Source organism: Parasegetibacter sp. NRK P23, from assembly GCF_023721715.1.
GTDB lineage: Bacteria > Bacteroidota > Bacteroidia > Chitinophagales > Chitinophagaceae > Parasegetibacter.
Window position 1 is genome coordinate 1,090,600 of sequence record NZ_JAMDLG010000001.1, and the last position, 24,808, is coordinate 1,115,407.

Genomic DNA, 24,808 nt, shown 5'->3' on the forward strand with positions numbered 1-24,808 from the left:
TTTAAAAGCAATCCATTAAACTCACCCACATGCCAACCCATTCAGCTCCCCTCTCCCCCGGGAGAGGGGCCGGGGGTGAGGCTTCACCAGAACAACAGCAGTATCCATACTATATCCGCATGTGTTTTCAGGTAATCCCGCAGGTATACCAACGCGGCCACCATATGCCCTTTCACGGTGTTCCTGGAAATGCTCAGCCTTTCTGCGATCTCTTCATACGTAAGCTCCTCTTCCCTGCTCAGGCGGAATACTTCTTTTCTTTTGGGTGGAAGCGTGGCCACGGCGGCATCAATAAGGTTGGAAAGTTCTTTCAACTCCACCTGCGGTGCTGAAGTGGCCGTTATTTCAGGCGCCTCCTCCTTTACTTCATTCCGCATACGGGAAAGATCAGCATTGATGGCCGAAATAGCTTTGTTGCGGGCAATGGTATAAATGTAGCCGGAGAAGTTACTGACTTCAAGCAACCTGTGCCTGTTCCGCCACACACTGATAAAAACATCCTGGGAAATTTCCTGCACCAGTTCCGCGTTTTTCACCCAATACAGGAGATAGGGATAGACAACCGGGGTATAATGGTCCATGATGGCCCCCAGTGCAGCCTGATCGTTTTCCGCCATCCGCAGGAGCAAAGCCGCTTCGTCGTAATATTTCTGATCGGTCAACAACAGGTGAATTTGAATTGCGCTAAGTGCGCAAACTATATCAATTTTCCGAAAATCTGCCCCGCAAACACTGAAGTTGTTCCCGGAACAACAATTAATCGGGCCCGCTTGAACAGTATTTTTTAAATTTGCTCCTATGAACCGAAGGAAATAATGGCCCATATTTAAGCATAAAAAACTTTATCATGAATACAGCCCTTTTGTTCCTCGTCGGCTTCCTTGCCGGTTTTTTTCTCCTCAGGACAGTCTTCAGGAAAAAGGGCCGGTAACCGCTTTCAAAGGAACTTTTACAATTATGGCAGTAGCAAAAGAAAAACTCCGGCTCGATAAATACCTCTGGTCCATCCGCCTTTTCAAAACACGCTCCATCGCTTCCGAAGCATGTGAAAAAGGGAAAGTGAAATTCATGGGCGCTTCCGCCAAACCCGCCAAAACAGTGAATGTGGGCGATGAATATGAAGTGCGCGCCGAAACCCGGAAATGGGTGATCAAAGTTACAGGATTGCTCCATACCCGACAGGCCTACAGCGAAGCCATTAAATATTATACCGACCTTACCCCACCGGAAGAAGTTGATGGCATCCAGTTCCAGGCCGATACGTTCCACACCGGGAAACGCCTCAGCAAGATCGGCCGCCCCACCAAAAAGCAACGCCGCGACCTCGAAGGTTTTATGGACGATGAAGATTGATCGTATCTTCGCCGGGTCAAGGCCGTAAACCGGCACCGGATGGGCATTCCTCCGGCCAAAGCAAAATGATAAGATACTGATGAAAATAGATATCCTCACCGTAGTGCCCGACCTGCTGGAAGGCCCCTTCTCCCACTCTATCATGAAACGTGCGCGGGACAAAGGACTGCTGGAAGTGAACCTCATCAACCTGAGAGATTATACGCCGCTGCCACGCGCCCAGGTAGACGATTACCCCTTTGGCGGAGGCGCTGGTATGGTACTGATGATAGAGCCACTGGTGAACGCCATTGAAACATTACAGGCACAAACCCCTTACGATGAGATCATTTACATGACGCCCGACGGCGCCACTTTCAACCAGAAAACCGCCAACAAGCTTTCTTTAAAAGAGAACCTGCTCATCATCTGCGGACATTACAAAGGGATCGACGAACGCGTACGCGAACATTTTGTGACCATGGAGATATCCATCGGCGACTATGTACTGAGTGGCGGGGAACTGGCCGCAGCCGTGGTGGTAGATGCTATCGGCAGGATTATACCCGGCGTACTGAGCGATGAAACCTCCGCCCTCACCGATTCGTTCCAGGATAACCTGCTCGCACCGCCCGTATACACGCGGCCCGCGGAATTCAGGGGCTGGAAAGTACCCGAAGTATTGCTGGAAGGCAACCACCGTAAAGTGGATGAATGGCGCCACGAAGAAGCCATCCGCCGCACCACCCAACGCCGCCCCGACCTGATGGAACCCGACGCTACGAAAGCGCCTTCCCCATCAAAGGATCGGTAGTGGTGCTTTTACCCGTTTCTATCTTGCCCGCGAAGCGCCACAAAAAGTTGGCGGCATCCGATTTACGAATCACCACGTCGTACCAGCAGTTGGTTTTTTGCAGCGGGATTTTGTATTCCACAGAAGCACCGGCTTTAACAGCCATTTTTTTCCCGCCGGTACCGTAAGAAGGATCTGCCACTTCCAATTGAGTATTGGTATTCCCTGTGTTCGTAATTATAAGCGTAGCATACTCCAGTCCTTTGGTGTAGGTGAGCTTTACCTGCAGCGCATCACTGCCATCCCCCTTGTATTCGCGAAAGAACCCGTTTGCACCATGTAACTGAAGGTGGTACCGCCCCTTTTCAAATTGAACTAACGGCCAGGAATAACCTATTTCATCTCCGGGTTTTACGGTAAAGTTCCAGTTGTGCATCAACGCTTCTCCATCTTCCCGTTTAAACTTACCCGGCGCATACACCTGGAAAGCAGCGCCTATGGCGCGTTTGCTAAAGAGTTTATTCGCGGCACCCATGTTTATTTCCAATGTCCCGTTCTTCACGGCGGCATCAGCGTACCATTCGGACGAAATTGTGCAGGCGGGTCGTGTACCGGGTTCCTGTTGAGGAACGGCGTTTACCTGGTTTGCCGTATTACCCAGTTGTGTGGCATCGAGTCTCCTGTAATTGCCGGGAAGCTCCTTGAAACTGGCGCGGTGTATGTCTTCCACCACCTTATCTCTTTCGAGGAAAGTGGGATTGGTGCCGGTTTCTTTTACCGCGGGACGAAACACCGAAGTAAGGTCCCCGCAAACCGTCCGTCTCCATTCGGTAATGTTTGCTTCCTTTACATTTTTCCCTTTGCCCGAGAGCCAGGTTTCCAGGAATTGCAGGGAAGAAGTATGGTCGAACACTTCCGAGTTCACCCAACCGCCGCGCGACCAAGGTGACGCGATCACCAGTGGAACGCGGAAGCCCAGTCCGATGGGACTTTCCCGGCGGCTCTCCGCTTTTGAAGTTCTTTTCTCCTCCATATCCATGGTTACCCATTCGGAGCGGGTATCCATTCCTTTGGAAACAGCGCCCGTCCAGGGTTTATCGGAATGTGGCGGCACAAAAGGCGGAACATGGTCGAAATAGCCATCGTTCTCATCGTAGGTGAGGATGAAAATGGTTTTCTTCCACACTTCCGGGTTTTTGGTAAGAATGTCCAGCGCTTCGGAAACATACCAGGCGCCATACCAGGGTGCCCCGGGGTGATCGGAGAAATTACAGGGCGCCACCAACCAGGATACGGCGGGCAATTCCCCTGTGTTCACATCTTTACGAAACTGGTGGAAGATATCGCCTTTGGGCACTTTCACTTCTCTTTTTTCTGCACCTTCTCCGTAAAAAATGGATTCCACTTCATGGTAATCGGGATCACCCGTATTGGTAACGAACGCCCTTTTGTGGAGGTTCTTTTCAAATTCAGAAAGTTTTTCCCAGCGTGCTGCGTTCCATTCTTTTGAAGCTTCTTCTACCTGCTTCATCAACTTCTTCTTTTCTTCCAGCTTTTTAGTTTTCTCAGTATCCGCGGGATTTTCGTTTAAATCTTTGGTCAACGCCTCTATTTCACCGGGCAGTTCTTTAAGGAGTTTGGCCAGGAAATCGAGGTGCGCGGGATGTAACCTTACATTGTACTGCTTGTAAAATTCAAGGCTGTTGTCGGTAAAGTTGGCGAGCCAGCCATCTTCTTCATCTCCCAATCCTACGGGAATGCTGAGTTCGTTCTGGTACACCTTCCAGGAAACGCCGGCTTCTTCCATGCGTTCGGGAAATGTTTTCCAGGTGATGTCTTTGTGGTCGATCTGCCCGTTCATCACGTGGGGCAGAGATTGTGGGTTGTGGGGTTCGGGCCGGAAAGCCGCGGACCAGAAAAAAGTCCTGTTCGTACTGGTTCCTGTTAAAGAGGAGCAGAAATGCTGGTCGCAAACCGTGAACGCGTCGGCCAGGGCATAATAGAAGGGAATATCGTTCCGGTCGTAGAAGCCCATGGTAAGGGGCATTTCTTTGTACGCTTTGTTGCCGGGCTTTTTGGCTTCGAGCCAGTTGTCCATTTTCCCGTTGTTGCGGGCATCGGTCATATCGGTCCAGGAGTGGGGCAATGAACCCATCCAGGTGGCTTTCGAGTTTTTGATGTCCAGCCGGAACGGCGCATAGGTGTCACCGTTTTTATTCTGCTGGAACCATACCGGGAGACCGTTGGGTAAACGGAGGGCACGCGGATCGTTGAAGCCGCGTACCCCTTTCAGCCTGCCATAACAATGATCGAAGGAGCGGTTTTCCTGCATCAGGAACACCACATGCTCGGCGTCCATGAACGTGGTACCGGGATCGGCGCTGATGGCCATGGCCCGTTGAATGGAAGCGGGCAGCAGTTGTGCCATACCCGTTGCGCCGGCCAGCATGGTGGCTTTTTTGATGAAGTCTCTCCTTGAATCCTGCATGTTGCTGAAGCTTATAATTTGTGCGGCAATGTTACTGAACTTTGGTTATTTCACCCACCAGGTGGCTTTATTGATCTCGTCGTTGCCTTCTCCAAACTGCGTTTTGATGGCGGCTCCCACGTTCTTCGCGTTGAAGTTGTATTCCGACTGCGGATAGATCCACCTGAATGGAATGGTGACGCCGGAAGGCCTGCGGAAAGCGGGATACCCGGTGCGGAGGTGTTCCCGGAAAGCGGTCCAGCCGTTCTGGAAGAAAGATTCAATGTACTTTTCCGTGATAATCATCTTGATTCTTTCTTCATCGCTTGCGGCAGCAGAGAAATTGTTGGCGGCGTGCGCCAGATACATACCGGCGGCATCTTCACTTACATAAGCGTTCAGGCCTTTGGCATACGTTTCATAAAATTTGAAAGAACCTTTCACCGCCTGGTTAAAGAAAGTGCCTGCATTCCCATCGATCCAGCCACGCACGGCCGCTTCAGCCAGGATGAGTTGTTGTTCGGCATAACTCACCAAAACACGCGGTTCTGTTGTTGGATCCTGGTAGTACCGTTCCTTCACTTTAGATGTTTTACCGGCAGCGGCTTTCAGGTTCACCTGCGCGTAAGGCGCGGCGGGATCGCCTCCTTCGTAGGAAGTAAAATCACTTTCCGGTTTGCCCGCTTCTTTGCCCAGTTTGGTTTGGGTACAGAAGATGAACAGGCGCGGATCCTGCTTGTCCTGTAGCAATTTGATAAAAGTGGAATCCATGTACATGCCGGAGCCGAAACCACTGGAGTTGAATTCAGGATAGCGGTTGTCCTGCTGATCGCGGAAAACAAGCTGGCCATTATCGATCGTACCGGAAAGCAGGGGCTGGGTCTGGTAGATGTTTTTGAAGGAAGAAACGATGTTCAGGTCGGCTTCGCCGGTTCTTTTGGAAAGCGAAAGCAATACTTTCAGCCGGAAGCTGTTCACCAGCTTTCTCCATTGTGCCACACTTCCACTGTAGATGATGTCTCCGTTGATGATTGTGTTCTCTTTGGAGAGTATATCATTCGCTTCTTCCAGTTCTTTCAGCACACCTTTTAATACCGTTTTCTGGTCGTCGTATACCGGGGCGAAATAAGGTTCTGTTTCCGATTCAGCCTGCAGTGCCTGGGTATAGGGCACGTCTCCGAAAGTAAGTGTGAGGTTATAAAAATAGTACGCGCGGAAAAACTTAGCCAGTGCCGAATAAGATGGAACGCCGATGCGGATCGCTTCTTCGTTCATCTTGGTGATATCGCGGAGCCTGCCGTAGGCGCTGAAATCGCCCCGTCCCCATTTGTAATACTGCGCGGTGTTTTCACCATCGGTTTGCACCAGCATTTTCGTGGCGTACAGCGGTGTTGTTCCACCGAAATCGCGGAACGCTTCCCACTCAATTTTGGTGAGTTGCAACTGCGGGTGGGTGGTGGTTGCACGGTTGGGATCGGTGTTCATTTCAGAGAAATCCTTGCAGGAAAAGAGCAGACTCATTCCGGCGATCAGTCCTATATGGAGTGTTTTTTTCAACATGATGACAGGTTAATTCAGTTAGAGTTTAACATTGATGGAGAAGCCTACATAGCGGGCGGAAGGGTCCTGGAGGTTGTCGTCGTTACCGTAATCCGGATCCAGGTACGGCACTTTCTTCCACATAAGCAGGTTATAACCGTAGAGCGAAAGATCCACACCTTTCAGACTGCCCAGTTTCACGAGTTTGGTGAGGTCGTATCCAATGGAAAGTCTTCTCAGTTTGAAGTAAGAGCGATCGAAGATGTTCGCGAATTTCTCGCTTTCCTGTTCGGTTACCCTTGCCTGGTAGGGATACACCTGCGACCAGGTTTGCCAGTTCACCGCACGGGTATTGGGTTTGTAGGTACGGGTATCGGAGATCACGTTTCCGTTCACATCTCTTTGCAGCGTACCACCTGTAACGATTACGCCCTGGGGAACATATACCGGTTGACCGGCAGCATATTCAGCATCGCGGTATTCCACGGAGGACGGGTGTTTTCCGCCCCACCACATTTTTTCGATGGTCACGGAGCGGAGCAGGCCACCCCATGCGCCGTCGATGTCCAGGTTCACGGTGAAGTTTCCAATCTTAAAGCTGTTCTGCATACCCAGTCTCCAGTTCGGATCCAGGTTGCCCACGTTTTTCACAAATGGGTCTTTGATGGGCAGACCTGTATTGCCGTCCAGGATCACTTCTCCGGTGGCACTCTTCTGCCAAACCGTGCTGTAGTAAGCATCGGCGCGGTCGCCCACTACAAAGTTGCCGTACTTCGCCTGGTTATTGTAAATCTCTGTGAGTTTACGGACAGAACGGCTCCAGTTCAGGCCCATGTTCCAGGAGAAATTCTTCTGAAGAATCGGTTTAATACCGGCCACCACTTCAAAACCATTGGTCGTGTATTGGTTGCCATTTACTTTCCGGGAATTGAAGCCGGAAGCTTCTGAAACGGAAAGGTCAATGATCTGGTTCTCATCTACAATATTGTAATAGGTTGCTTCCACCGAGAACCTGTTCTTCAGGAAAGAAGTAGCCAGACCGAATTCATACGAAGTGGATTTCTCCGGTTTGATATCGGGATTGATGAGAGAGGCAGGATAATACACTGAAGGTGTACTTCCGTAAGTAACGCCCTTGTAATAAGTAGAGGCAATGCTGTAAGGAGAAAGGTCGCTGGATACTTCGGCCCAGGACCCGCTGAGTTTCAGGTAATCCACCGCAGAAGGAAGGTTCAGGTATTCTGATACGATGGTACTGAGGGAAACCGAGGGATAGAAATAAGAATTGTTTTTGGAAGGAAGAGTGGATGACCAGTCGTTCCTCGCCGAAAAGTTCAGGTACACCGCACGGTAAAGATCGAGGTTCGCCGAAGCGTAAATACTATTGATGGCTTTTTCTTCGAGGTAGTTCGTGGCCTGAACAGGACCTTGTGTATTGTTCAGACTATACACAAACGGCACGATCAACCCGTCGGAGGAAGCATATTCTTCCTGGTAATTCCGGTAGAAAGTAGATGCGCCCGCATTGATGCCAAACTGGATATTGTCGCTGATTTCTTTGTTGTAAGCGGCCAGGAAATCCCCGTCCAGGTTAAGCTGGGAGCGGTTCCACATTTTGTAATCGCCATTCCTGGAATCGCCGTAGTTCATGTAAGACTTCGGACTCTTCATGTCTTCAAAAGAAGAACGTTCACGCGCATTGCCACGCACCTGCAAAGTAAGGTCGGGCATTACTTCCCAGGCGAGTTTCAGTTGGCCGTTCAGGGTGTTCCTGTTCTGCTTCTGCTCCAGTTCGTAAGATGCGAAGTAAGGGTTGTTGTACCAGGCATAGTTGTAGTTGGCCTGGCGGTAACCTTCCATTCCCGGAACATACATGTGTTCCTTCAGTTCTTTCCCGTTTACATCATCTCCCATCCAGATGAGGATGGTGTACATGTGGTTCTTAGGACCGTATCCATAACGGGGATAGTTAGGCGAGAACACTTTATTGTAGGAAAGACCGGCATCAATGGTCACATTCTTCGCGAGTTCATAACTGGCGTTGAAAGTAAGTCCACCGGTATTCAGGGAAGTATTCGGCACCTGACCGCGCTGGTAGGCCTGTTTGCCTGAAAAATAGAATTGTCCTTTTTCCCCTTTGTAAGCGGCTGAAAAAGTATTTTCGGTCACCAACCCGGTGCGGAGGAAATCGTTCAGGTTATCGTGCCGCACCCAGTCGATGGGCACACGCTCGTATTTAGATTTATCGTTGTACACCGTTCCGCGCACATCGCCCCACCAGGGAATCTCTTCACCGGTTTGTTTGTTGCGGATGGGACTGTTCCACTGGGCTACTTTGATACCGGTGCCGAATTTTGGTCCCCAGATCATATCGCCATCGGAAATACCGCCATCGGAGCCATCCCAGAACTCGTATTTACCGTTGGAACCGTTGCCATATTCGGTTTGCGTTTCAGGAAAAACGGTAAACCCAGCGGTAACCATGTTGTTGGTTCCCACATTAAAGTTCCAGCCGCTTTTTGAAGCTTTTTTCGTGGTGATGAGGATGGCGCCGTTCTTTCCGCGTGAGCCGTAGAGCGCAGCGGCGGTAGTGCCTTTCAGCACGTTGATGTTCGCGATGTCTTCGCCTGACACATCATAAAAATCTGTTTCAACGGGAACGCCGTCAATAACAATCAGCGGACTTTTTCCACGGAGCGAAAAGCCCGGGGTCTGGAACAATCCTGTTGGGTTGGTTACGGTTAAACCCGCCACCTGGCCGGATAGCGCTGAACCTATATTCAATGTTTTAGATTCCGCTAACACATCTGTGTTTACTTCCTGCGTGGCGTAACCCAGTTTTCTTTTCTGTTGTTTGATACCGATGGCCGTTACCACCACTTCATTCAGTTTTGCGGCATCTGGTTGCAGTGTAATAGTAAGGTTGTTCCTGCCATTCACCTGTTCTTCCCGCGGCGCGAAACCGATCATTGAAAAAACGAGGGTGGCATTATCGTCGGCGGCGATCCTGAAAGCGCCACCTGCGCCGGTTACTGTGGTGAGCGGACTCCCTTTTACGGCTACGGAAACACCTTGCAAAGGCGCACCTGTACTGTCTTTTACGATCCCGGAAATAGTTTGTTGCTGGAAATAAGAGAACAAAGGTTTTTCACCTGAAAGATCCCCGGCATACGAACCGGTACAGGCAAAACTTGCCACGGCCGCAAGGGTGCAGCCACGCAGGAAATTCTTCATGAAATGGTTGTTTAGTGTTGTGCCGCAAACGTAGCTGTGTCCTTTTAACAGATTGTTAAATGGCCTTTACCAAATCATGAATTGAGAATAAAGTGAATATGAAAGCGCTACGCAAACGTTTGTGTATCTGCGTTAGTGCAATGAAGTAAAAAACTAAATCAACTTCAGCCCCGACTTATCCAACTCCATATACTTCTGCTCATCGAAAACATAGTAGAACGCTCCTTTGCGGGATGATTCCTTTTCTTTCTCATTCAACTTGTTCAGTATCTGAAGGGAGAGTATCTTTTTCGAGAAATTCCTTTTATCCAACGGGGATTCGTAGATCGCTTCGTATAAGGATTGCAGTTGAGGAAGTGTGAACTTATGGGGGAGTAATTCAAATCCGATAGGGTGGTTCAATACCTTCTGGCGCAGGCGTTCTTTGGCCATGCGGATCATTTTTTTGTGGTCGAAGATAACGGGGGGAATCTTTTTGAGGTCGAACCACTTGGCGTTGTGGGTGCTCATCAGTTCTTCGGAGTAGTCTTCCAGGCGGATGAGCGCATAGTAGGCGATGGAGAGTACACGGCTGCCGGGATCGCGGTCGGTATCGCCGAAGCAGTGCAGTTGTTCCATGTAAATACGGTCGAGACCGGTGAGTTCGTAGAGGATCCGTCGGGCGGCATCGTCCACCCCTTCGGCCTTGTTTACGAAACCTCCCATTAACGACCATTTGCCGAGTTCCGGCTCAAAACCCCGCTTGATGAGCAGGGCTTTGAGCCGGTTTCCATCGAAACCAAATATGATACAATCTATCGCTACAAGCAGGCGGTCGTATTGTTGGTACTCAGCAATCATTATTTCTTTGTTATTTCTGCCCGAAAATAACAACCTGTTTTAATATATCAAATTCAATACTTATCCTATCCTTACCAGAATTTAGCGTAAAGGGCAGCCAGAATCAGGAAGGTCATAATAATAAGCACGATGGTGGAGGTTTCCACTTTGAACATGCCTTTGTCCAGGATGAATGCTTTCGGGTTCACTTTCGGACCTGCGAGGCTCATACCAATCATCAATACCATGGTAAAGAAGAAGGACCAGCCCATACAGATGAGGAAAGGAATTTCGTATCCGCCTTTTCCGTTGGGGAACGCGGTGTACAACAGCGTTTCGTTGCCGAAGATGCCCGGCGCGTAGTTGTTGAATAATACGGAAAGCAGGAACCCGGCGATCACACCCGCGATGGCGGCTGCGCCTGTGGTCCGTTTCCAGAACATGCCGAGGATGAACATGGCGAATACGCCCGGACTAATAAAGCCGGTGTATTTCTGGATAAAGGTGAACCCGCCTTCTCCGCCGATGCCCAAAAGGTCGTCCCAGGTAAATAATACAGCCACCAGCATGGAGATGGCCACCGTAACGCGTCCTACCCAAACGAGTTTTTTCTCGCTGGACTGTTTGCCCATGTATTTCTGGTAAATATCAAGTGTGAAGATGGTAGAGATACTGTTCAGCTTTCCCGCCAGCGAAGCCACGATGGCCGCGGTGAGCGCAGCGATGGAAAGGCCTTTCAGCCCGTTGGGCAGGTAGCCCAGGATCGCGGAATAAGCCCCGTCCTTACCGCCTGTGAGCTCAGGAAGATGTCCGTTCTTATGCAGTACATACGCGGCGATACCGGGGAGCATCACGATGATGGGCATCATCAGTTTCAGCATACCCGCGAACAGGATACCGGTACGCGCGGTTTTGAGGTCCGCGCCCAGCGCACGCTGGGTGATGTACTGGTTACAGCCCCAGTAGTTCAGGTTCACGATCCACTGGCCGGCAAGGTACATGGCGATGCCGGGCAGTACCAGGTATTTGTTGATGTATTCCTGTGGCGCGTCGGGACCTGGTTTCTCCAGGATCATTTTGAAGTGATCGGGCGCGTCTTTCATCAGTGCGCCGAAGCCCGCGATGGCGTCTTTGCCCAGACCGAACTTCTCACTCACCAGAGTAAGCGCCATATAAGTTGTTGCCAATCCGCCGATGATGAGTACGGCCACCTGGATCACATCGGTATAACCGATCACCTTCATACCGCCCAGGGTGATGAAGATGGAGAAGATGGCGAGACCCAGCATAATGGTATGCAGGTATTCCCCACCCGCCAGTCCGTTAATGGCCAGGGTGCCGAGGTACAAAATTGAGGTGAGGTTCACGAATACATACAGGAACAGCCAGAAGACAGCCATGATCATGGCCACCGTTTCGTTGTAGCGCCGCGTCAGGAACTGCGGCATCGTGAATATCTTGTTCTTGAGGTAGATGGGGATGAACCATACCGCGATGATGATGAGGGCTATGGCGGCCACCCATTCGTACGCGGCTACGGCGATGCCTACAAAGAAGCCTTCACCACTCATACCGATGAACTGTTCGGCGGAGATGTTGGAAGCGATCAGCGAAGCGCCGATGGCCCACCAGGTAAGGGAACCTTCCGCCAGGAAGTAGTCTTTGGTGCTGGCTTGTTCATGCTTTTTCTTCCGGTAGATCCATATCCCATAAGAGGCTACGATCACGAAGTAGATCACGAAAACCAGGTAATCCGAGAAAATGAGTCCATTTTTCATCTGGAAGCAATTGTTTGTTTGGTTTAAGATAAAAAAATCAGCGCCGCCAAAAGGCAGCGCCAATTTAACGATTACTCATATCAACCGTGCCGGAAACTTGCATCGTTCCAACGCAGCTCGTTTTTAAAGTCGTAGAGATTGGTGTTCTTACCGATCAGCACGAATTCGATGCCGGCCATTTCGGCGAAGTCCTGCATCTGTTCGGCACTCAGGTTCTGGCTGTAGCCGGTGTGGTGCGCGCCGCCGGCCAGTATCCAGGCCGTACAGCCCGTTTTCATATCCGGCATTGGTTTCCAAAGCACGCGTGCCACGGGTAATTTGGGGAGATCATGCACAGGAGAAACCGCTTCCACCGTGTTCACGATCATCCTGAAACGGTTGCCCATATCCACGATAGACGCGTTGAGCGCGTTACCACCCGCTACGTTGAACACCAGGCGCACGGGATCTTCCTTGCCGCCGATGCCCAGGGGGTGGACCTCACAACTTGGTTTGCCGGAAGCAATGCTTGGGCAGATTTCCAGCATGTGTGATCCCAGCACCAGGTTGTTGCCCGGCTCAAAATGGTAGGTATAGTCTTCCATGAAGGAGTTACCACCTTCCAGGCCGTGGCCCATTACTTTCATGGCCCGCACGAGCGCAGCGGTTTTCCAGTCGCCTTCTCCGCCAAAACCATAGCCATCGGCCATAAGGCGTTGGGTGGCGATGCCGGGGAGTTGCTTCATGCCATACAGGTCCTCGAAAGTATCGGTATATCCTTTGTAGTTGCCGGCTTCGAGGAAACGACGCAGGCCGATCTCGATGCGCGCGGCATCACGCAGTGATTCGTGTTTTTCTCCGCCTTTCAGCAGGGAAGTCATCAGGGAATAGGTATCGGCATATTCCTGTACCAGGCTATCGATTTCCGCGTCGGTGGTTTCGTTGATCACTTTCACCACATCGCCCACCCCATGGGTGTTTACGGCATAGCCAAACTTCATTTCAGCCTCTACTTTATCGCCTTCTGTTACGGCCACATAACGCATGTTATCGCCAATGCGGAGGAAACGGGCGTTTTGCCAGTCGTGCCAACCTACGGCCACGCGGCTCCAGGAGGCGATCTGGTCCTGCACTTCTTCTTCCTGCCAGTGTCCTACCAATACCTTCCTGTTCTGGCGCAGACGACTCACCATAAACCCGAATTCACGGTCGCCGTGGGCGCTCTGGTTCAGGTTCATGAAATCCATGTCAATGTCTCCCCAGGGAATATCGCGGTTGAACTGGGTGTGCAGGTGCAGCATGGGTTTGCTGAGCGCTTTCAGTCCGCCAATCCACATTTTGGCGGGAGAGAAAGTGTGCATCCAGGTGATGATGCCTACGCAGGAAGTAGAGGAAGAGGCTTCCACACAAACTTTGTAGATTTCCTCTGGTGTGGTCACCAGGGGCTTGTATACGATCTGAACGGGAATTCTTCCCGCGCCGTTAAGTTCTTTTACGATTATCTCGGAGTGCGCGGCCACTTGTTTCAGGGCCTCTTCGCCATACAGGTGCTGGCTACCGGTAATGAACCAGAGTTCAAGCTTTTTAAAATCGATCATAATGGTGTTTTGAGTTTATTGTCCGTAGTAGGAATGAGGTCCGTGTTTGCGTTCAAAATGTTTTTTGATGAGCGCGTCTTTCAAGCGCGGCGCATTGGGATTGATCTGCTCGGTGAGCAGCGCCATCTGGGCCACAGTTTCCAATACCGCACTGTTGTACACGGCTTTGTCGGCATTCTTGCCCCAGGTGAAAGGCGCGTGGTTGCCTACAAGCACCATTTCCATTTCTTTGTGGTCGAGCCCGCGTTCTTTAAAGCAGTTCAGGATCTGGAACCCGGTCTCGTATTCATAATTGCCTGCGATCATTTCATCGCTCATTGGAGGCGCGCAGGGAATATCCTGGGTGTTGTGGTCGGCGTGCGTTGTTCCGAAGATGGGAACATCGCGCTGGCTCTGTGCCCATGCAGTGGCGTAGGTGGAATGCGTATGCACGATACCGTTAATTCCTTCCCAGTGTTTGTACAATACAGCATGGGTAAGGGTATCAGATGACGGGCGCAATGTACCTTCTACGGTGTTGCCGTCGAAATCCACGATCACCATTTTGTCGGGTGAAAGGTCCTTGTAAGGTACACCGCTGGGTTTAATGGCGAAAACGCCTTTGCTTCTGTCGGCGGCGCTCACGTTACCGAAGGTGAATATCACGAGCCCGAGTTCGGGCAGTTGCATATTCGCGGCGTATGCTTCTTCTTTTATATGTTGGTAGCTCATACGGGTTGAAGGGCAGGTTGTTCAGCTGGAAAAAGTGTTTCCACCTGTTTGCCGAAGCGGAGGTAAAGATTGTATTTTTCTTTGTAGATGGCCACGCGTGCGGGATCGGGATGGTATTCCGCGTCGAAGCCCTGCCCCATCGCGTTCATGGCGTCTTCCACTTTGGGGTACAGACCAGCCACAGTGGCGGCGAACATGGCCGCGCCGATGGCACAGGTTTGTTCGGAACGGTGAATCTTGATGGGCATGTTCATCACATCGGCCATCATCTGCATGATGAAAGGCGATTTGCGGGCCACGCCGCCCATTCCGATCAATCCTTTTACAGGAATACCTTCCTGTATGAAACGATCTACGATGGCTTTAGCGCCGAAGCAGGTGGCTTCCACCAATGCGCGGAACATTCTCGGTGCATCGGTTCCCAGGTTGAGTCCGGCGAAAGCGCCTTCCAGCAACTGGCTCGCATCGGGTGTTCTTCTTCCATTCAACCAATCCACGGCCAGTTCGGTCGATTCATCCGGACTAATTTCAGCGGCTTTCTGCGCCAGCATGGGAATGATCTTATCTACGGCTTCATTCACTAATTTATCAGCGGTATCGGCATCTATCAGGGAAGATTTTCCTACCAGTTCCTTTACGGGCCAGGCGAGTACGTTCCTGAACCAGGCGTAAGCGTCCCCGAAAGCGGATTGCCCGGCTTCCATCCCGATCATTCCGGGGATAATGGAGCCATTCACCTGACCGCAGATGCCTTTTACAAGTGTATCGCCCACTTCATCAACGGGCGCCACCAGCATATCGCAGGTGGAGGTACCCATCACTTTACTGAGGTAATAAGGTTCTATTTGTCCGCCCACTGCGCCCATATGGCAATCGAAGGCGCCGATACCGACTTTTACATCAGCAGGAACGCCCAGTTTAGCGGCCCATTCAGCGCTGATGGTGCCCGCTTCCTGCGCGGAATCGTACACCTCGGTGAACAACTGGTCCCTTCTTCCGGCCAGCAGTGGATCAAGTGTAGCGAAGAATTCCTCTGGCGGAAGTCCGCCCCAGGCTTCGGCCCACAATGCTTTATGTCCTGCGGAACATACCCCTCGACGGATATTTTCAACCCCCTTACCTCCGGTAAGCAGGAAGGGAATCCAATCGCAATGTTCCACCCACGACTGGCAGGCTTCACGAACGGCTTTATCTCCCCGGAGGATGTGCAGCCATTTGGCCCAGAACCATTCTGAAGAATAAATTCCTCCTATAAACTGGATGTAATTGGTATCGAATTTTTCGGCGTGCGCATTGATCTCGGCCGCCTCATCTACGGAAGTATGGTCCTTCCACAACACGAACATCGCGTTGGGATTCTCTTCAAAACCGGGGGTCAGCGCCAGGGGCACACCATCGGCATTCACGGCAATGGGCGTGGAACCGGTGGTATCAATGGAAATGGCACGGATATTCGCGGCCACCTCTTTGCCCACGGTTTCAACACACTGGCGGATACTGGTTTCCAGTCCTTCCACATAATCCAGCGGGTGCTGCCTGAACCTGTTGCTGCGGGGATCACAATAAAGACCTTTCTTCCAACGGGGGTAATAGAACACGGAAGCTGCCATCTCTTTGCCGGAGGCGGCATCCACGATCACACTTCTAACGGAGTCGGTACCATAATCCACTCCGATCACATAATTTGAAGAAGCCATGGCAAACAATAAATTTCCGCTAAAGGTAATGTATTTCTTTTGAAGTGTAAAAGTTACAATTATATGATTTGAACGAAAAGTTAGCGGATTTTGATAGGGGAGGTTCCACGCGATTGCTTTGTGCTTCGCACTGCGCAACGCAAGGGAGCACCGCTTCGTTCCTCGCGGACGCAAGGCGTTGTTTGTTGGGCAGCTTGCTGAAAGGGGAAGATTTTTTGGCTCTTGCTGCTTCGTGCCTCTCGGGCGAGGAGTGTATCGGCTATTGTGCTAAAGAAAGGATTGTCTCGCAACGACGCCACGACGCAAAGCCTTGGTTTTTTTGTGACAGGATTATTTTTTTAGCCCCCCATACCACAACAACTCCTTTAGTCTGCGAGTAACGAAGCATTGCGCCGCGCAGTGCGAAGCACAAAGCAGTTGCGTGAAAATTTCCAGCGTCCTTGCGCACGCTTACCCGCGTTGCGCCGTAGCGTCGTTGCGAGAAAATCATTCAACCTTTGCCATAAATAACACCTGTATAAAAGTAATCTTCCCGAAAGAGTAGAAATAATAAACAGCTCCTACGAGGAACGAAGTAGTGCATTATCCCTCAACCCGCGGCACCTCAACCGTCCCTTGCGTCTCCGCGCCCTTGCGCCGCGCAGTGCGAAGCACAAAGCAGTTGCGGGAAAATTTCCAGCGTCCTTGCGCACGCTTACCCGCGTTGCGCCGTAGCGTCGTTGCGAGAAAATCATTCAACCTTTGCCATAAATAACACCTGTATAAAAGCAATCTTCCCGAAAGAGTAGAAATAATAAACAGCTCCTACGAGGAACGAAGTAGTGCATCATCCCTCAACCCGCGGCACATCAGCCGCTCCTTGCGTCCCTGCCCCCTTGCGCTGCGCAGTGCGAAGCACAAAGCAGTTGCGTGAAAAAAACATTCACCCTTACCTGAAATACCCCGTAACACCCCCAGCGGGCGCCAGCTCAACCGTTATAGCCCCCGCCACATTGCTTTCCCTGAAACCACCCGCCTCGGCCCCATCGGCAATCACATAAGCCCCTTTCGCCCCGAACTGCTTCGGATCGATGGTGATTTTTTTGGGAGAAGCAGTGCCGTTGATGGCCGCGAAATACCAGCGGGTACCGGCTTTGCGGGCGAGTACTATGTATTCACCCGGAAACCCGTCGATGAAACGGATGTCTTCCCAGGTGAAGGGAAGGTTGGTGAGGAAAGCACGGACATACGCGGGAACGCTGTTCATGCCTCCGGGAGATTCCGCGTAATGCTGGATGCCGGATTCGAAAAGCACGGAGAGCGCCAGCTCGAAGCCTGCACTCGTCCTCCGTTTGGAGGAACCAGGATAAGAAGTGAGGTTCACGGGCGTGAAGTCCATTGGATCAAACACATTGCGGGTGAAGGGCAGCATGGCGCAATGGTTGGCCTGTTTATCGGCTCCGTTTTGTGTGAAGGTCACCATTTCGAAGCCCAGGACCGCTTCGGCGGTCATGAGGTGGGGGTAGGTGCGGTACCAGCCGCGGGGCAGCGTGGCGCCGTGGAAGTTCACGAGCAGTTGGTGTTTTGCCGCGGATTCCAGGATATCGATGTAATACTGGATCACACTTTGTCCATCGCCGCCGAAGAAATCTATTTTTACCCCTTTGATGCCCATTTCATGAAGCTGGGCGAATTCGGCGTCGCGGGCTTCTTTGGTGAGCAACTTGTTCTTCGGCGTATATTTCACGGTGTTCCAATCTCCGGCGGAGTTGTACCATAAAATAAGGCCTACGTTTTTTGAAGCGGCGTAGCGCGACAGTTCCTTCATTTTATCGTATCCGATGTTCCGGTCCCAGTTCACGTCTATCAGGCAATAGGGCCATTTCATCTGGTGGGCGAGATCGATGTAGCGCACCTGTTCGTTGTATACGATGGAATCATCTTTGCTGATGATCCAGCTCCAGGAGGCTTTTCCGGGCTTTATCCAATCAGTTGGAATGTTTTCTTTCTGCGGAGCGGCAAGGTCGGTACCCAGCGTAGATTCGGTGATGGTTTTGAGCGAACCGATGGTGATGATGCGCCAGGGTGAAACCTGGGGCAGGGTTGAAGTGGGCACGAGGGCTTTCCCGAAGATCACTTCTCTCGGGTCGGGGAAGCCGATCTGGTAAACGGGGGATTTCCCATCACTCACCAAACGGGTGGCGCAGTAGTTGCCATCCATGCCCGCTTCGGTAATTAAGACCCAGGCGTTTCCGGTCCTGAAAAGGGCAGGATACACCCACCCGGATTGGGTGGGCGACTCCTTCCCTGCCTGTATGTTTTGTTCGTAATACTCTTCGTAAGACGGGTTGGTGGCTTCCCATCCTGATTTGGCCACCGCCACCGGTTGTATCCAGGCGCGTGTGGCTGTATCGAAAGCGAAGGCGGTATACTCCTTTTCAATTTTGCGGATCACGGGATCGTTGCCCAGGAGCATGTATTTGAAGGCCACGCCATCGTTGGAAGTACGGAACACCACATCCAGTGTTTTGCCCGCTTTATTACGCAGGCGGATGGTTCTTTCCTTCGCAGTATAGGTAACGTTCTTTTTTTTGCCGTGCAACAAGTTGTACTTGTCCGTAATGGTCAACTCATTGCCAACAGGCTCCATCGTGAGCCCATCCATAAAATCGCCATCTTCTCTTTTCAGTCCAAGCGCCGAAGGATACAGCACCTGCTTTCCGAGGTAAGAAATCTCATACAAAGCGCTGCCGGCCTCATTCAAAAAAATACGCGCGGCTATTTTGCGGTCGGGACTGCTCAATACAACCGGAGGTGCAGCCAGCACGCGGAGGGATGCAAACAGGAACAGGAAAAAGAAGATGGGCTTATTCATATATTAATGGTCTTGTTCAGATTATTTCGCCACTACAATTTTATAGATAGTCGAAGTGCTGTATTTCTCTCCCGGCTTCAGGATAGTGGAGGGGAAAGCAGGCTGGTTGGGAGAATCAGGATAATGTTGCGTTTCCAGGCAAAGGGCCGTATGCTTATTGATGGCCTTTCCATCTGAAGTTTTGATTTTGCCGTCCAGGAAGTTGCCGGAATAGAATTGCAGTCCGGGTTCGGTGGTGTACACTTCAAGTTTGCGGCCGGAAGTGGAATCGCTCAGCCAGGCTACCAGGGCCAACCCCTCTTTTTTATTCAGCACAAAGTTATGGTCGTACCCCCCAGGCACATTCGCGATGCGGGCGCCGATCTTTTCCGCTTTTTTGAAATCGAAAGGGGTACCGGATACAGGAGCCAGTTCACCGGTTGGGATCAGTGTTTTATCTACCGGAGTATATTTATCGGCATCAACCCAGAGCTGATGGTCAAGGATGGTGTTTTCCACGTTGCCCGTCAGGTTAAAATAACTGTGGTTGGTCAGGTTAACAGGCGTGGCCTTATCGGTTTCAGCGGAATAGTCGATTTTCAGTTCGTTGTCGTTAGTAAGCGTGTAGGTAACGGATATTTTGAGGTTACCGGGATAGCCTTCTTCCCCGTCCTGACTTATATAAGAGAGCGTGAGTGCGGAAACGGAATCCGCATAAGGCGCCACATCCCATACCACTTTGTCGTAACCTTTATTGCCGCCATGCAGGTGATTAGGACCATCGTTGGTGGCCAGTTTGTAGGTTTGACCATCCAGTTGGAACTGACCTTTCGCGATCCTGTTGCCATACCTGCCGATGATGGCACCGAAATAAGGTGGTTTGGCCAGATAACCGGAAAGGCTGTCGAAGCCCAATACGATATTGCCGGAATTGCCATTTTTATCGGCTACGTTCCAGGCCGTTACCACGCCGCCATAGTTGGTGATCTTCACCTGGGTGCCCACACCGTTAGTCAAGGTGTAGAGGGAAACTTTTTTACCATCGGCTTCGCCCCAATCGGCTACGGTTACGGAACTTTTAGCCGCGGTGTTAACGAGGGCTGAATCTGCACCCGGTGTTTCGGGAGCATTCCCGCAGGAAGCCGTGAACAATGATGTACCTAAAGCAAGCAGGGCTGCGCCGGCAAACAATTTACGCATGTTGTTGATCTTTTCGTTTGTATATTAATGTTATTGATCCAGTTGTTCAGTAACGGGCCATCCGTTTTCATCCCAGGTGAGCGGCATGATCTTCAGTTTGGAACGCCCGTTGTCTTTTCCATCATACGCGTGGAACACGAGATACTCCTTTCCATCGAAGCTGCACACCGCGTTGTGCCCCACGCCATTCCAGCGTTTGTTTCCTTCCAGCACCAGGCTTCCGCCTCCTTCGTCCATCCGCTTTTTTTCTTTGTCAAAATAAGGACCTTCAATATTTTCACTCCTGCCCACCATCATCTTATAGGTGCTTTTTTCTCCCCGGCAACAGTAGTCAAAGGAAACGAAAAGATAGTAATATTTCCCCTTCCGGAACAGAAAAGGCGCTTCAATGGCGGCGTTTCCTGCGAGTGTATCGTTTATAAATCCATTCCTGCTCCGCCTGGCCACGGTTACCCATTTTTCAGGAACAGCGGGCTTCGAAAAGGTTGAATCCAGTTTTACGAGTTTCATGCCATCCCAGAAAGAACCGAATACCAGCCAGGGCGCACCTTTGTCATCCAGTTGCAGGTTGGGATCGATTGCGTTCCAGAGATCCCGTCCGGGAACGGATTGAATTACTTTTCCTTTATCGATCCATTTGAAATCAGGGGAGGATGGGTCCAGTGTTTTGTTTACGGCCATTCCGATACAACTGGTGTTTTTCCCGAAGGCCGATACGGAATAATACAGGTAATACCATCCGTTATGAAAGCTGATATCGGGTGCCCAGGTATGTCCACTGTACCCCGGCACCGCTTCCACGGCCCACTGCGGTGGCGTGTTGAACACAGGCTTTTCCCGGCTCCATGTTTTCATGTCTTTTGAAGAGAACACCGATATCCCCCTTCCGGTACAAAAAATATAATAAGTACCATTCTCCTGTATCATTACGGGATCATGCACTGAAATTGCCGGATCAGGCTGCGCCGAAACACGCCCCGCTCCAAATAGCAACACCAGCAATACCATTATTTTCCGCATACCCGTATCTGTTATTTAACCGGAATTTTAACGACAGTCAGCGAATAAGGAGGCAATGTTATGGAAATTTTATTTCCTTTTACCGGCAACGTTCCCGCGGAAGGCACAACCGCTTCCGGGTTATCGAGTGTATTTACAGTAGAAAGCTCATTTTTCATTACCACGACCGTTCCTGTTTTTCCAGCAGGCGTCGCGCCATCCAACTGAACGAGTTCCTCCTTCGCGCTACCCGAGGCATTTACCAGTTTCACGATCACTTCTTTATTGGGCCGATCCAATACAGCGGAGGCATATAGGCTATCCTGTCCAGCGGGCACACCATTATTCCCGGCAATCGAAAGCGTATGTGTTCCTTTGTTCGTGGAATACAGCTTCTGCACGTAGTAATTGGGGGTGCCGTGAATGCGCAGGTTATCGACCCAGATCATATCCGGGCGCCATTGCCAGCCATCGATATGCGCGAACAACGGCGCGTAGGATGCCATGTGGATCACGCCTGCGTTCCGTTCGAGCCCGGTAAGGAAAGCCGCTTCAGCGAGCGCGGTCTGCCAGTTGTTTTCGTTCTTTACACTTACGGTTTTATCACTCTGGGCCGCGTATTCACCTGCGAATATTTTGGGACCGTTCCGGTCGTATTTGTCGTAGCGGGAAGCATTCTGCAGGAACCATTCGGGTCTCCTGTAATAGTGTTCATCGATGATGTCCACTTTCATGCGACGCATAGCGGTATCGAGAAGGTTGAAGCGATCCCCGTCGGGATCGGTACCAGAGCTGCCAACAATTTTGATCTCAGGGTATTTTGCTTTGATGGCCTTTTGAAAAACAGCGAGACGTTCCAGGTACTGCGGTCCCCAGTTTTCGTTTCCGATGCCGATCATCTTGAGGTTAAACGGTGCGGGATGTCCCATTTCAGCACGTTTCTTTCCCCATGGCGTGTTTGTATCGCCATTGGCGAACTCAATCAGGTCGAGCGCGTCCTGTACATAGGGACCAAGCTCATCCATCGGTACCACTTCAGCAGTATTGAACTGGCAGGCCATGCCGCAGTTCAGGATGGGCAGGGGTTCCGCGCCAATATCTTCGGCGATCTGGAAGTATTCGAAGAAACCGAGACCGAAGGTCTGGTAGTAATCCGGTGTTGGACGGTGTGCAAATTCCGTGTTCCACCTGTTCACGATCAGTTGTCTTTCCTCAACGGGGCCTATTGTTTTTTTCCATTGGTATCTTACGGAAAGGTCGTGCCCTTCCACGATACAACCGCCGGGAAAACGGATGAACCCGGGTTTCATATCGGCCAGCATCTGGATCATATCCGCGCGCATGCCCCCGGGACGGCCTTTCCAGGTATCCGATGGAAAAAGAGAAAGCATATCCATATCCACCTTACCATTCCCTTCCAGCCAGATGTTCAGTTTACCTTTCATCGCCGTTCCACCGGCAACAAATCCACCCCCCTTCTTTTTGGTCCATTTCCCGTTGGTGGGCGTGAGTTCAATCGTTTCACCGCCAAGTGTTTTCCCCGCTTCATCCACGAGTTCCACGTGCAGTTTTATACCGCTGTTTTCTGTTCGGTATTGCAGTGAAAAATCGTAGCGCACATCTTTCTTCACGCCCATTCCGCGGAATCCTTCGTTCGTTAAGCCAAGTTCACCTTTTGAAGTATTGTTCAGCAGCACCTGGATATACCTGGGGTTGGCCGATTCTTTTTCCTGCCGGTTCTGAACAATCACTGTTCCTTCACGGAAATGTTTTTGCTGAATGGTCCACCCCATTAATGGTTTGTAGAACTCGAAGGAACGGTTCTTCACCAGTTCCGCGTAAATACCACCATCGGCACCCATGTTGATGTCTTCAAAGAAAACACCCCACATTACCGGACTCACTTCCGCCACGTGGTTCTTTACATTCACTTTCAGCTGCGCTGAAACATACTGACCGGAACAAAGTCCGGCCAGTAATCCCAGCAATTTTATTTTTTGCTTCATACAGTTTGTTATCCCTGACAGATGTTTCAGGATATTAATCAATGTTCTTCTTTACTTCATTTCCAGCACCACCACGGAGAAGGGCGGCAACTTCACCTGTAGTTTCCCGTTGCGCAATACCGCGTCGCGGAATACGGCGGGCTTGATTTTATTGGGGTTATCGAAGGAATTGTAATCCTGTAAAGATTTGCTTGCCAGTACTCGTCCTGTTATATTCTTATAATTTCCACCCTGCACATCAATGGTGATGTCCTGTGCCTGCGTGGGGTGGATATTTACAAGAGACATGTGTGTAATGCCGGTGGAATCTTTGGAGGCGGAACCCGATACGGCAGGCAGTTTCTGTCCTTTCCATTCGTAAGCGGCAGATTGGATTTTAAGTGGCAGCAGCTTCGCGTCCTGGTGCACGTTGTACATCTCCATCACGTGGTAGGTGGGCGTGAGCAACATTTTTTCTTTCTCTGTAAGGATCACCGCCTGCAATACGTTGATGGTCTGCGCAAGGTTGGCCATACGCACCCTGTCGCTGTGGTTGTTGAAGATATTCAGGGTAACACCAGCGATCATGGCGTCGCGCATGGTATTCTGCTGGTAAAGGAAACCTGGGTTGGTGCCTGGTTCCACATCGTACCATCCGCCCCATTCGTCCACCACCAGCGCTACGCGTTTGCGCGGATCATATTTGTCCATGATGCGGGAGTGGCGGGCAACCAGTGAATCCATGAAAATAGCCTGCTGCATGGTTTTGAAATACATGCTGTCATCGAAATTGGTGGCGGAACCTTTTTTGCCCCAGTTAATCACGGAGTAATGGTGCAATGCCACGCCATTCACCATGTTGAGCGGGATCTGCTTCATCAGTGTTTCCGTCCAATTGTAATCATCACCGTTCGCACCGGACGCGATGCGGAACACCTGGGCATCGCCCCAGCCGGTCATGAACGTGGCGTATTTACGATAGAGGTCGGCATAATATTCGGGGCGCATATTGCCACCGCATCCCCAGGCTTCATTGCCAACGCCCCAGAACTTTACGTTCCAGGGTTTATCCTGGCCGTTTTGCTTCCTGAGGTCCGACATGGGGCTCTTTCCATTAAAGTTCACGTACTGCACCCAGTCTATCAGCTCCTGTACCGTTCCACTGCCTATGTTCCCGGCCAGGTAAGGCTCGGCGCCCAGCAACTGGCACATGTTCAGGAAGTCGTGCGTTCCGAAGCTATTGTCTTCTGTAACACCGCCCCACCAGGTATTCACGATTGAAGGACGACTTTCTTTCGGACCAATACCATCTTTCCAGTGGTAGGTATCCGCGAAGCAACCGCCGGGCCAGCGCAGGTTGGGCACTTTCAATTTTTTGAGCGCGTCAATCACATCTTTTCTCACGCCGTTCACGTGCGGGATCGTGGTATTTTTTTCACCCACATAAAAACCGTCATAAACACATCTTCCCAGGTGCTCGGCGAAATGCCCGTAAATATGCTTGCTGATCTGTTGTTTCACGGAATCGGCCTGGAGCACACCCGCATTCTGCGAGAAAGCCGGCAGCGCGCAAACCGCCGCTACGGCGAATGGTAGAAAACGTTTCATTATCAGTTGTTGTTTGTGTTGAAAGAATAAAGAGGAGAATTCCTATAAGGAGGAGAGTTTACCACGGTATATGGTTGAACCCATGGCGCAAGGCGCCGGGGAAGCAGGCAAAACAATCGCATAAATCAGTTTACATTAAGAATAAAAGCCCTTAATAAAAAGTATGCGCAGCATAGCAACGCAACCAATCATACAGTTATTTGTACTTTTTACACTTATAACTTTAACCGCAGACT

16 protein-coding genes are annotated in these 24,808 nt (G+C 51.0%); 2 read left to right on the forward strand and 14 right to left on the reverse strand.

Going from position 1 to position 24,808, the window contains the following annotated elements; translation table 11 throughout:
• Positions 1 to 83: 83 nt before the first annotated feature.
• The gene (locus M4J38_RS04380; protein ID WP_251758312.1) at positions 84 to 665 is read right to left on the reverse strand and encodes an RNA polymerase sigma factor; all 582 of its coding nucleotides are present in this window, start codon (positions 663 to 665) and stop codon (positions 84 to 86) included.
• 292 nt (positions 666 to 957) lie between these two features.
• Between M4J38_RS04380 and M4J38_RS04385 the strand changes: the two genes are divergently transcribed.
• Entirely contained in the window at positions 958 to 1,353 is a 396-nt protein-coding gene (locus M4J38_RS04385) for an RNA-binding S4 domain-containing protein (RefSeq protein WP_251758313.1), read from the forward strand.
• 79 nt (positions 1,354 to 1,432) lie between these two features.
• Positions 1,433 to 2,146 carry a tRNA (guanosine(37)-N1)-methyltransferase TrmD gene (trmD, locus tag M4J38_RS04390; protein ID WP_251758314.1) on the forward strand — a complete coding sequence of 238 codons (714 nt, stop codon included), beginning with the start codon at positions 1,433 to 1,435 and terminating at the stop codon, positions 2,144 to 2,146.
• Here trmD and M4J38_RS04395 read toward each other — a convergent pair.
• The 13 genes from M4J38_RS04395 to M4J38_RS04455 form a co-directional block, all read right to left on the reverse strand.
• The gene (locus M4J38_RS04395; RefSeq protein WP_251758315.1) at positions 2,112 to 4,613 is read right to left on the reverse strand and encodes a phosphocholine-specific phospholipase C; all 2,502 of its coding nucleotides are present in this window, start codon (positions 4,611 to 4,613) and stop codon (positions 2,112 to 2,114) included. The two genes, trmD and M4J38_RS04395, sit on opposite strands and share 35 nt — an antisense overlap.
• 45 nt (positions 4,614 to 4,658) lie before the next feature.
• A complete protein-coding gene (locus tag M4J38_RS04400) occupies positions 4,659 to 6,152 on the reverse strand; it encodes a SusD/RagB family nutrient-binding outer membrane lipoprotein (RefSeq protein WP_251758316.1) in 1,494 nt (497 codons plus the stop codon).
• 18 nt (positions 6,153 to 6,170) lie between these two features.
• On the reverse strand, positions 6,171 to 9,365 hold the full coding sequence (locus M4J38_RS04405) for a SusC/RagA family TonB-linked outer membrane protein (protein WP_251758317.1): 3,195 nt from the start codon (positions 9,363 to 9,365) through the stop codon (positions 6,171 to 6,173).
• Between the two features lie 153 nt (positions 9,366 to 9,518).
• Positions 9,519 to 10,205, reverse strand: coding sequence for an NUDIX domain-containing protein (locus M4J38_RS04410; RefSeq protein ID WP_251758318.1), 687 nt, complete (start codon positions 10,203 to 10,205; stop codon positions 9,519 to 9,521).
• Positions 10,206 to 10,276: 71 nt separating this feature from the next.
• Positions 10,277 to 11,962, reverse strand: coding sequence for a sodium/solute symporter (locus tag M4J38_RS04415; protein WP_251758319.1), 1,686 nt, complete (start codon positions 11,960 to 11,962; stop codon positions 10,277 to 10,279).
• An 80-nt stretch (positions 11,963 to 12,042) separates the two neighbouring features.
• Positions 12,043 to 13,539, reverse strand: coding sequence for an L-arabinose isomerase (araA, locus tag M4J38_RS04420; RefSeq protein WP_251758320.1), 1,497 nt, complete (start codon positions 13,537 to 13,539; stop codon positions 12,043 to 12,045).
• Positions 13,540 to 13,554: 15 nt separating this feature from the next.
• On the reverse strand, positions 13,555 to 14,250 hold the full coding sequence (locus tag M4J38_RS04425; protein WP_251758321.1) for an L-ribulose-5-phosphate 4-epimerase: 696 nt from the start codon (positions 14,248 to 14,250) through the stop codon (positions 13,555 to 13,557).
• The gene (locus tag M4J38_RS04430; RefSeq protein ID WP_251758322.1) at positions 14,247 to 15,947 is read right to left on the reverse strand and encodes a ribulokinase; all 1,701 of its coding nucleotides are present in this window, start codon (positions 15,945 to 15,947) and stop codon (positions 14,247 to 14,249) included. Before M4J38_RS04430 ends, M4J38_RS04425 begins: the two co-directional genes overlap by 4 nt.
• 928 nt (positions 15,948 to 16,875) lie before the next feature.
• Positions 16,876 to 18,801, reverse strand: a complete 1,926-nt coding sequence (locus M4J38_RS04435) for a glycoside hydrolase family 97 protein (protein WP_251758323.1) — start codon at positions 18,799 to 18,801, stop codon at positions 16,876 to 16,878.
• A 21-nt stretch (positions 18,802 to 18,822) separates the two neighbouring features.
• Positions 18,823 to 19,980, reverse strand: a complete 1,158-nt coding sequence (locus M4J38_RS04440) for an aldose epimerase family protein (protein ID WP_251758324.1) — start codon at positions 19,978 to 19,980, stop codon at positions 18,823 to 18,825.
• A 30-nt stretch (positions 19,981 to 20,010) separates the two neighbouring features.
• Positions 20,011 to 21,000 carry an arabinan endo-1,5-alpha-L-arabinosidase gene (locus M4J38_RS04445; protein WP_251758325.1) on the reverse strand — a complete coding sequence of 330 codons (990 nt, stop codon included), beginning with the start codon at positions 20,998 to 21,000 and terminating at the stop codon, positions 20,011 to 20,013.
• A gap of 11 nt (positions 21,001 to 21,011) precedes the next feature.
• Entirely contained in the window at positions 21,012 to 22,985 is a 1,974-nt protein-coding gene (locus M4J38_RS04450; RefSeq protein WP_251758326.1) for an alpha-L-arabinofuranosidase C-terminal domain-containing protein, read from the reverse strand.
• 51 nt (positions 22,986 to 23,036) lie between these two features.
• Positions 23,037 to 24,572: an alpha-N-arabinofuranosidase gene (locus M4J38_RS04455; protein WP_251758327.1), complete on the reverse strand. Its 1,536-nt coding sequence runs from the start codon at positions 24,570 to 24,572 to the stop codon at positions 23,037 to 23,039.
• Positions 24,573 to 24,808: the final 236 nt, after the last annotated feature.

What these genes read in the sequence shown, in the direction of transcription:
- M4J38_RS04385 (WP_251758313.1), top strand. Translation starts at nt 958, where the DNA reads ATGGCAGTAGCAAAAGAAAAACTCCGGCTCGATAAATACCTCTGGTCC.
- trmD (WP_251758314.1), top strand. Translation starts at nt 1,433, where the DNA reads ATGAAAATAGATATCCTCACCGTAGTGCCCGACCTGCTGGAAGGCCCC.
- M4J38_RS04395 (WP_251758315.1), bottom strand. Translation starts at nt 4,613, where the DNA reads ATGCAGGATTCAAGGAGAGACTTCATCAAAAAAGCCACCATGCTGGCC.
- M4J38_RS04400 (WP_251758316.1), bottom strand. Translation starts at nt 6,152, where the DNA reads ATGTTGAAAAAAACACTCCATATAGGACTGATCGCCGGAATGAGTCTG.
- M4J38_RS04405 (WP_251758317.1), bottom strand. Translation starts at nt 9,365, where the DNA reads ATGAAGAATTTCCTGCGTGGCTGCACCCTTGCGGCCGTGGCAAGTTTT.
- M4J38_RS04410 (WP_251758318.1), bottom strand. Translation starts at nt 10,205, where the DNA reads ATGATTGCTGAGTACCAACAATACGACCGCCTGCTTGTAGCGATAGAT.
- M4J38_RS04415 (WP_251758319.1), bottom strand. Translation starts at nt 11,962, where the DNA reads ATGAAAAATGGACTCATTTTCTCGGATTACCTGGTTTTCGTGATCTAC.
- araA (WP_251758320.1), bottom strand. Translation starts at nt 13,539, where the DNA reads ATGATCGATTTTAAAAAGCTTGAACTCTGGTTCATTACCGGTAGCCAG.
- M4J38_RS04425 (WP_251758321.1), bottom strand. Translation starts at nt 14,250, where the DNA reads ATGAGCTACCAACATATAAAAGAAGAAGCATACGCCGCGAATATGCAA.
- M4J38_RS04430 (WP_251758322.1), bottom strand. Translation starts at nt 15,947, where the DNA reads ATGGCTTCTTCAAATTATGTGATCGGAGTGGATTATGGTACCGACTCC.
- M4J38_RS04435 (WP_251758323.1), bottom strand. Translation starts at nt 18,801, where the DNA reads ATGAATAAGCCCATCTTCTTTTTCCTGTTCCTGTTTGCATCCCTCCGC.
- M4J38_RS04440 (WP_251758324.1), bottom strand. Translation starts at nt 19,980, where the DNA reads ATGCGTAAATTGTTTGCCGGCGCAGCCCTGCTTGCTTTAGGTACATCA.
- M4J38_RS04445 (WP_251758325.1), bottom strand. Translation starts at nt 21,000, where the DNA reads ATGCGGAAAATAATGGTATTGCTGGTGTTGCTATTTGGAGCGGGGCGT.
- M4J38_RS04450 (WP_251758326.1), bottom strand. Translation starts at nt 22,985, where the DNA reads ATGAAGCAAAAAATAAAATTGCTGGGATTACTGGCCGGACTTTGTTCC.
- M4J38_RS04455 (WP_251758327.1), bottom strand. Translation starts at nt 24,572, where the DNA reads ATGAAACGTTTTCTACCATTCGCCGTAGCGGCGGTTTGCGCGCTGCCG.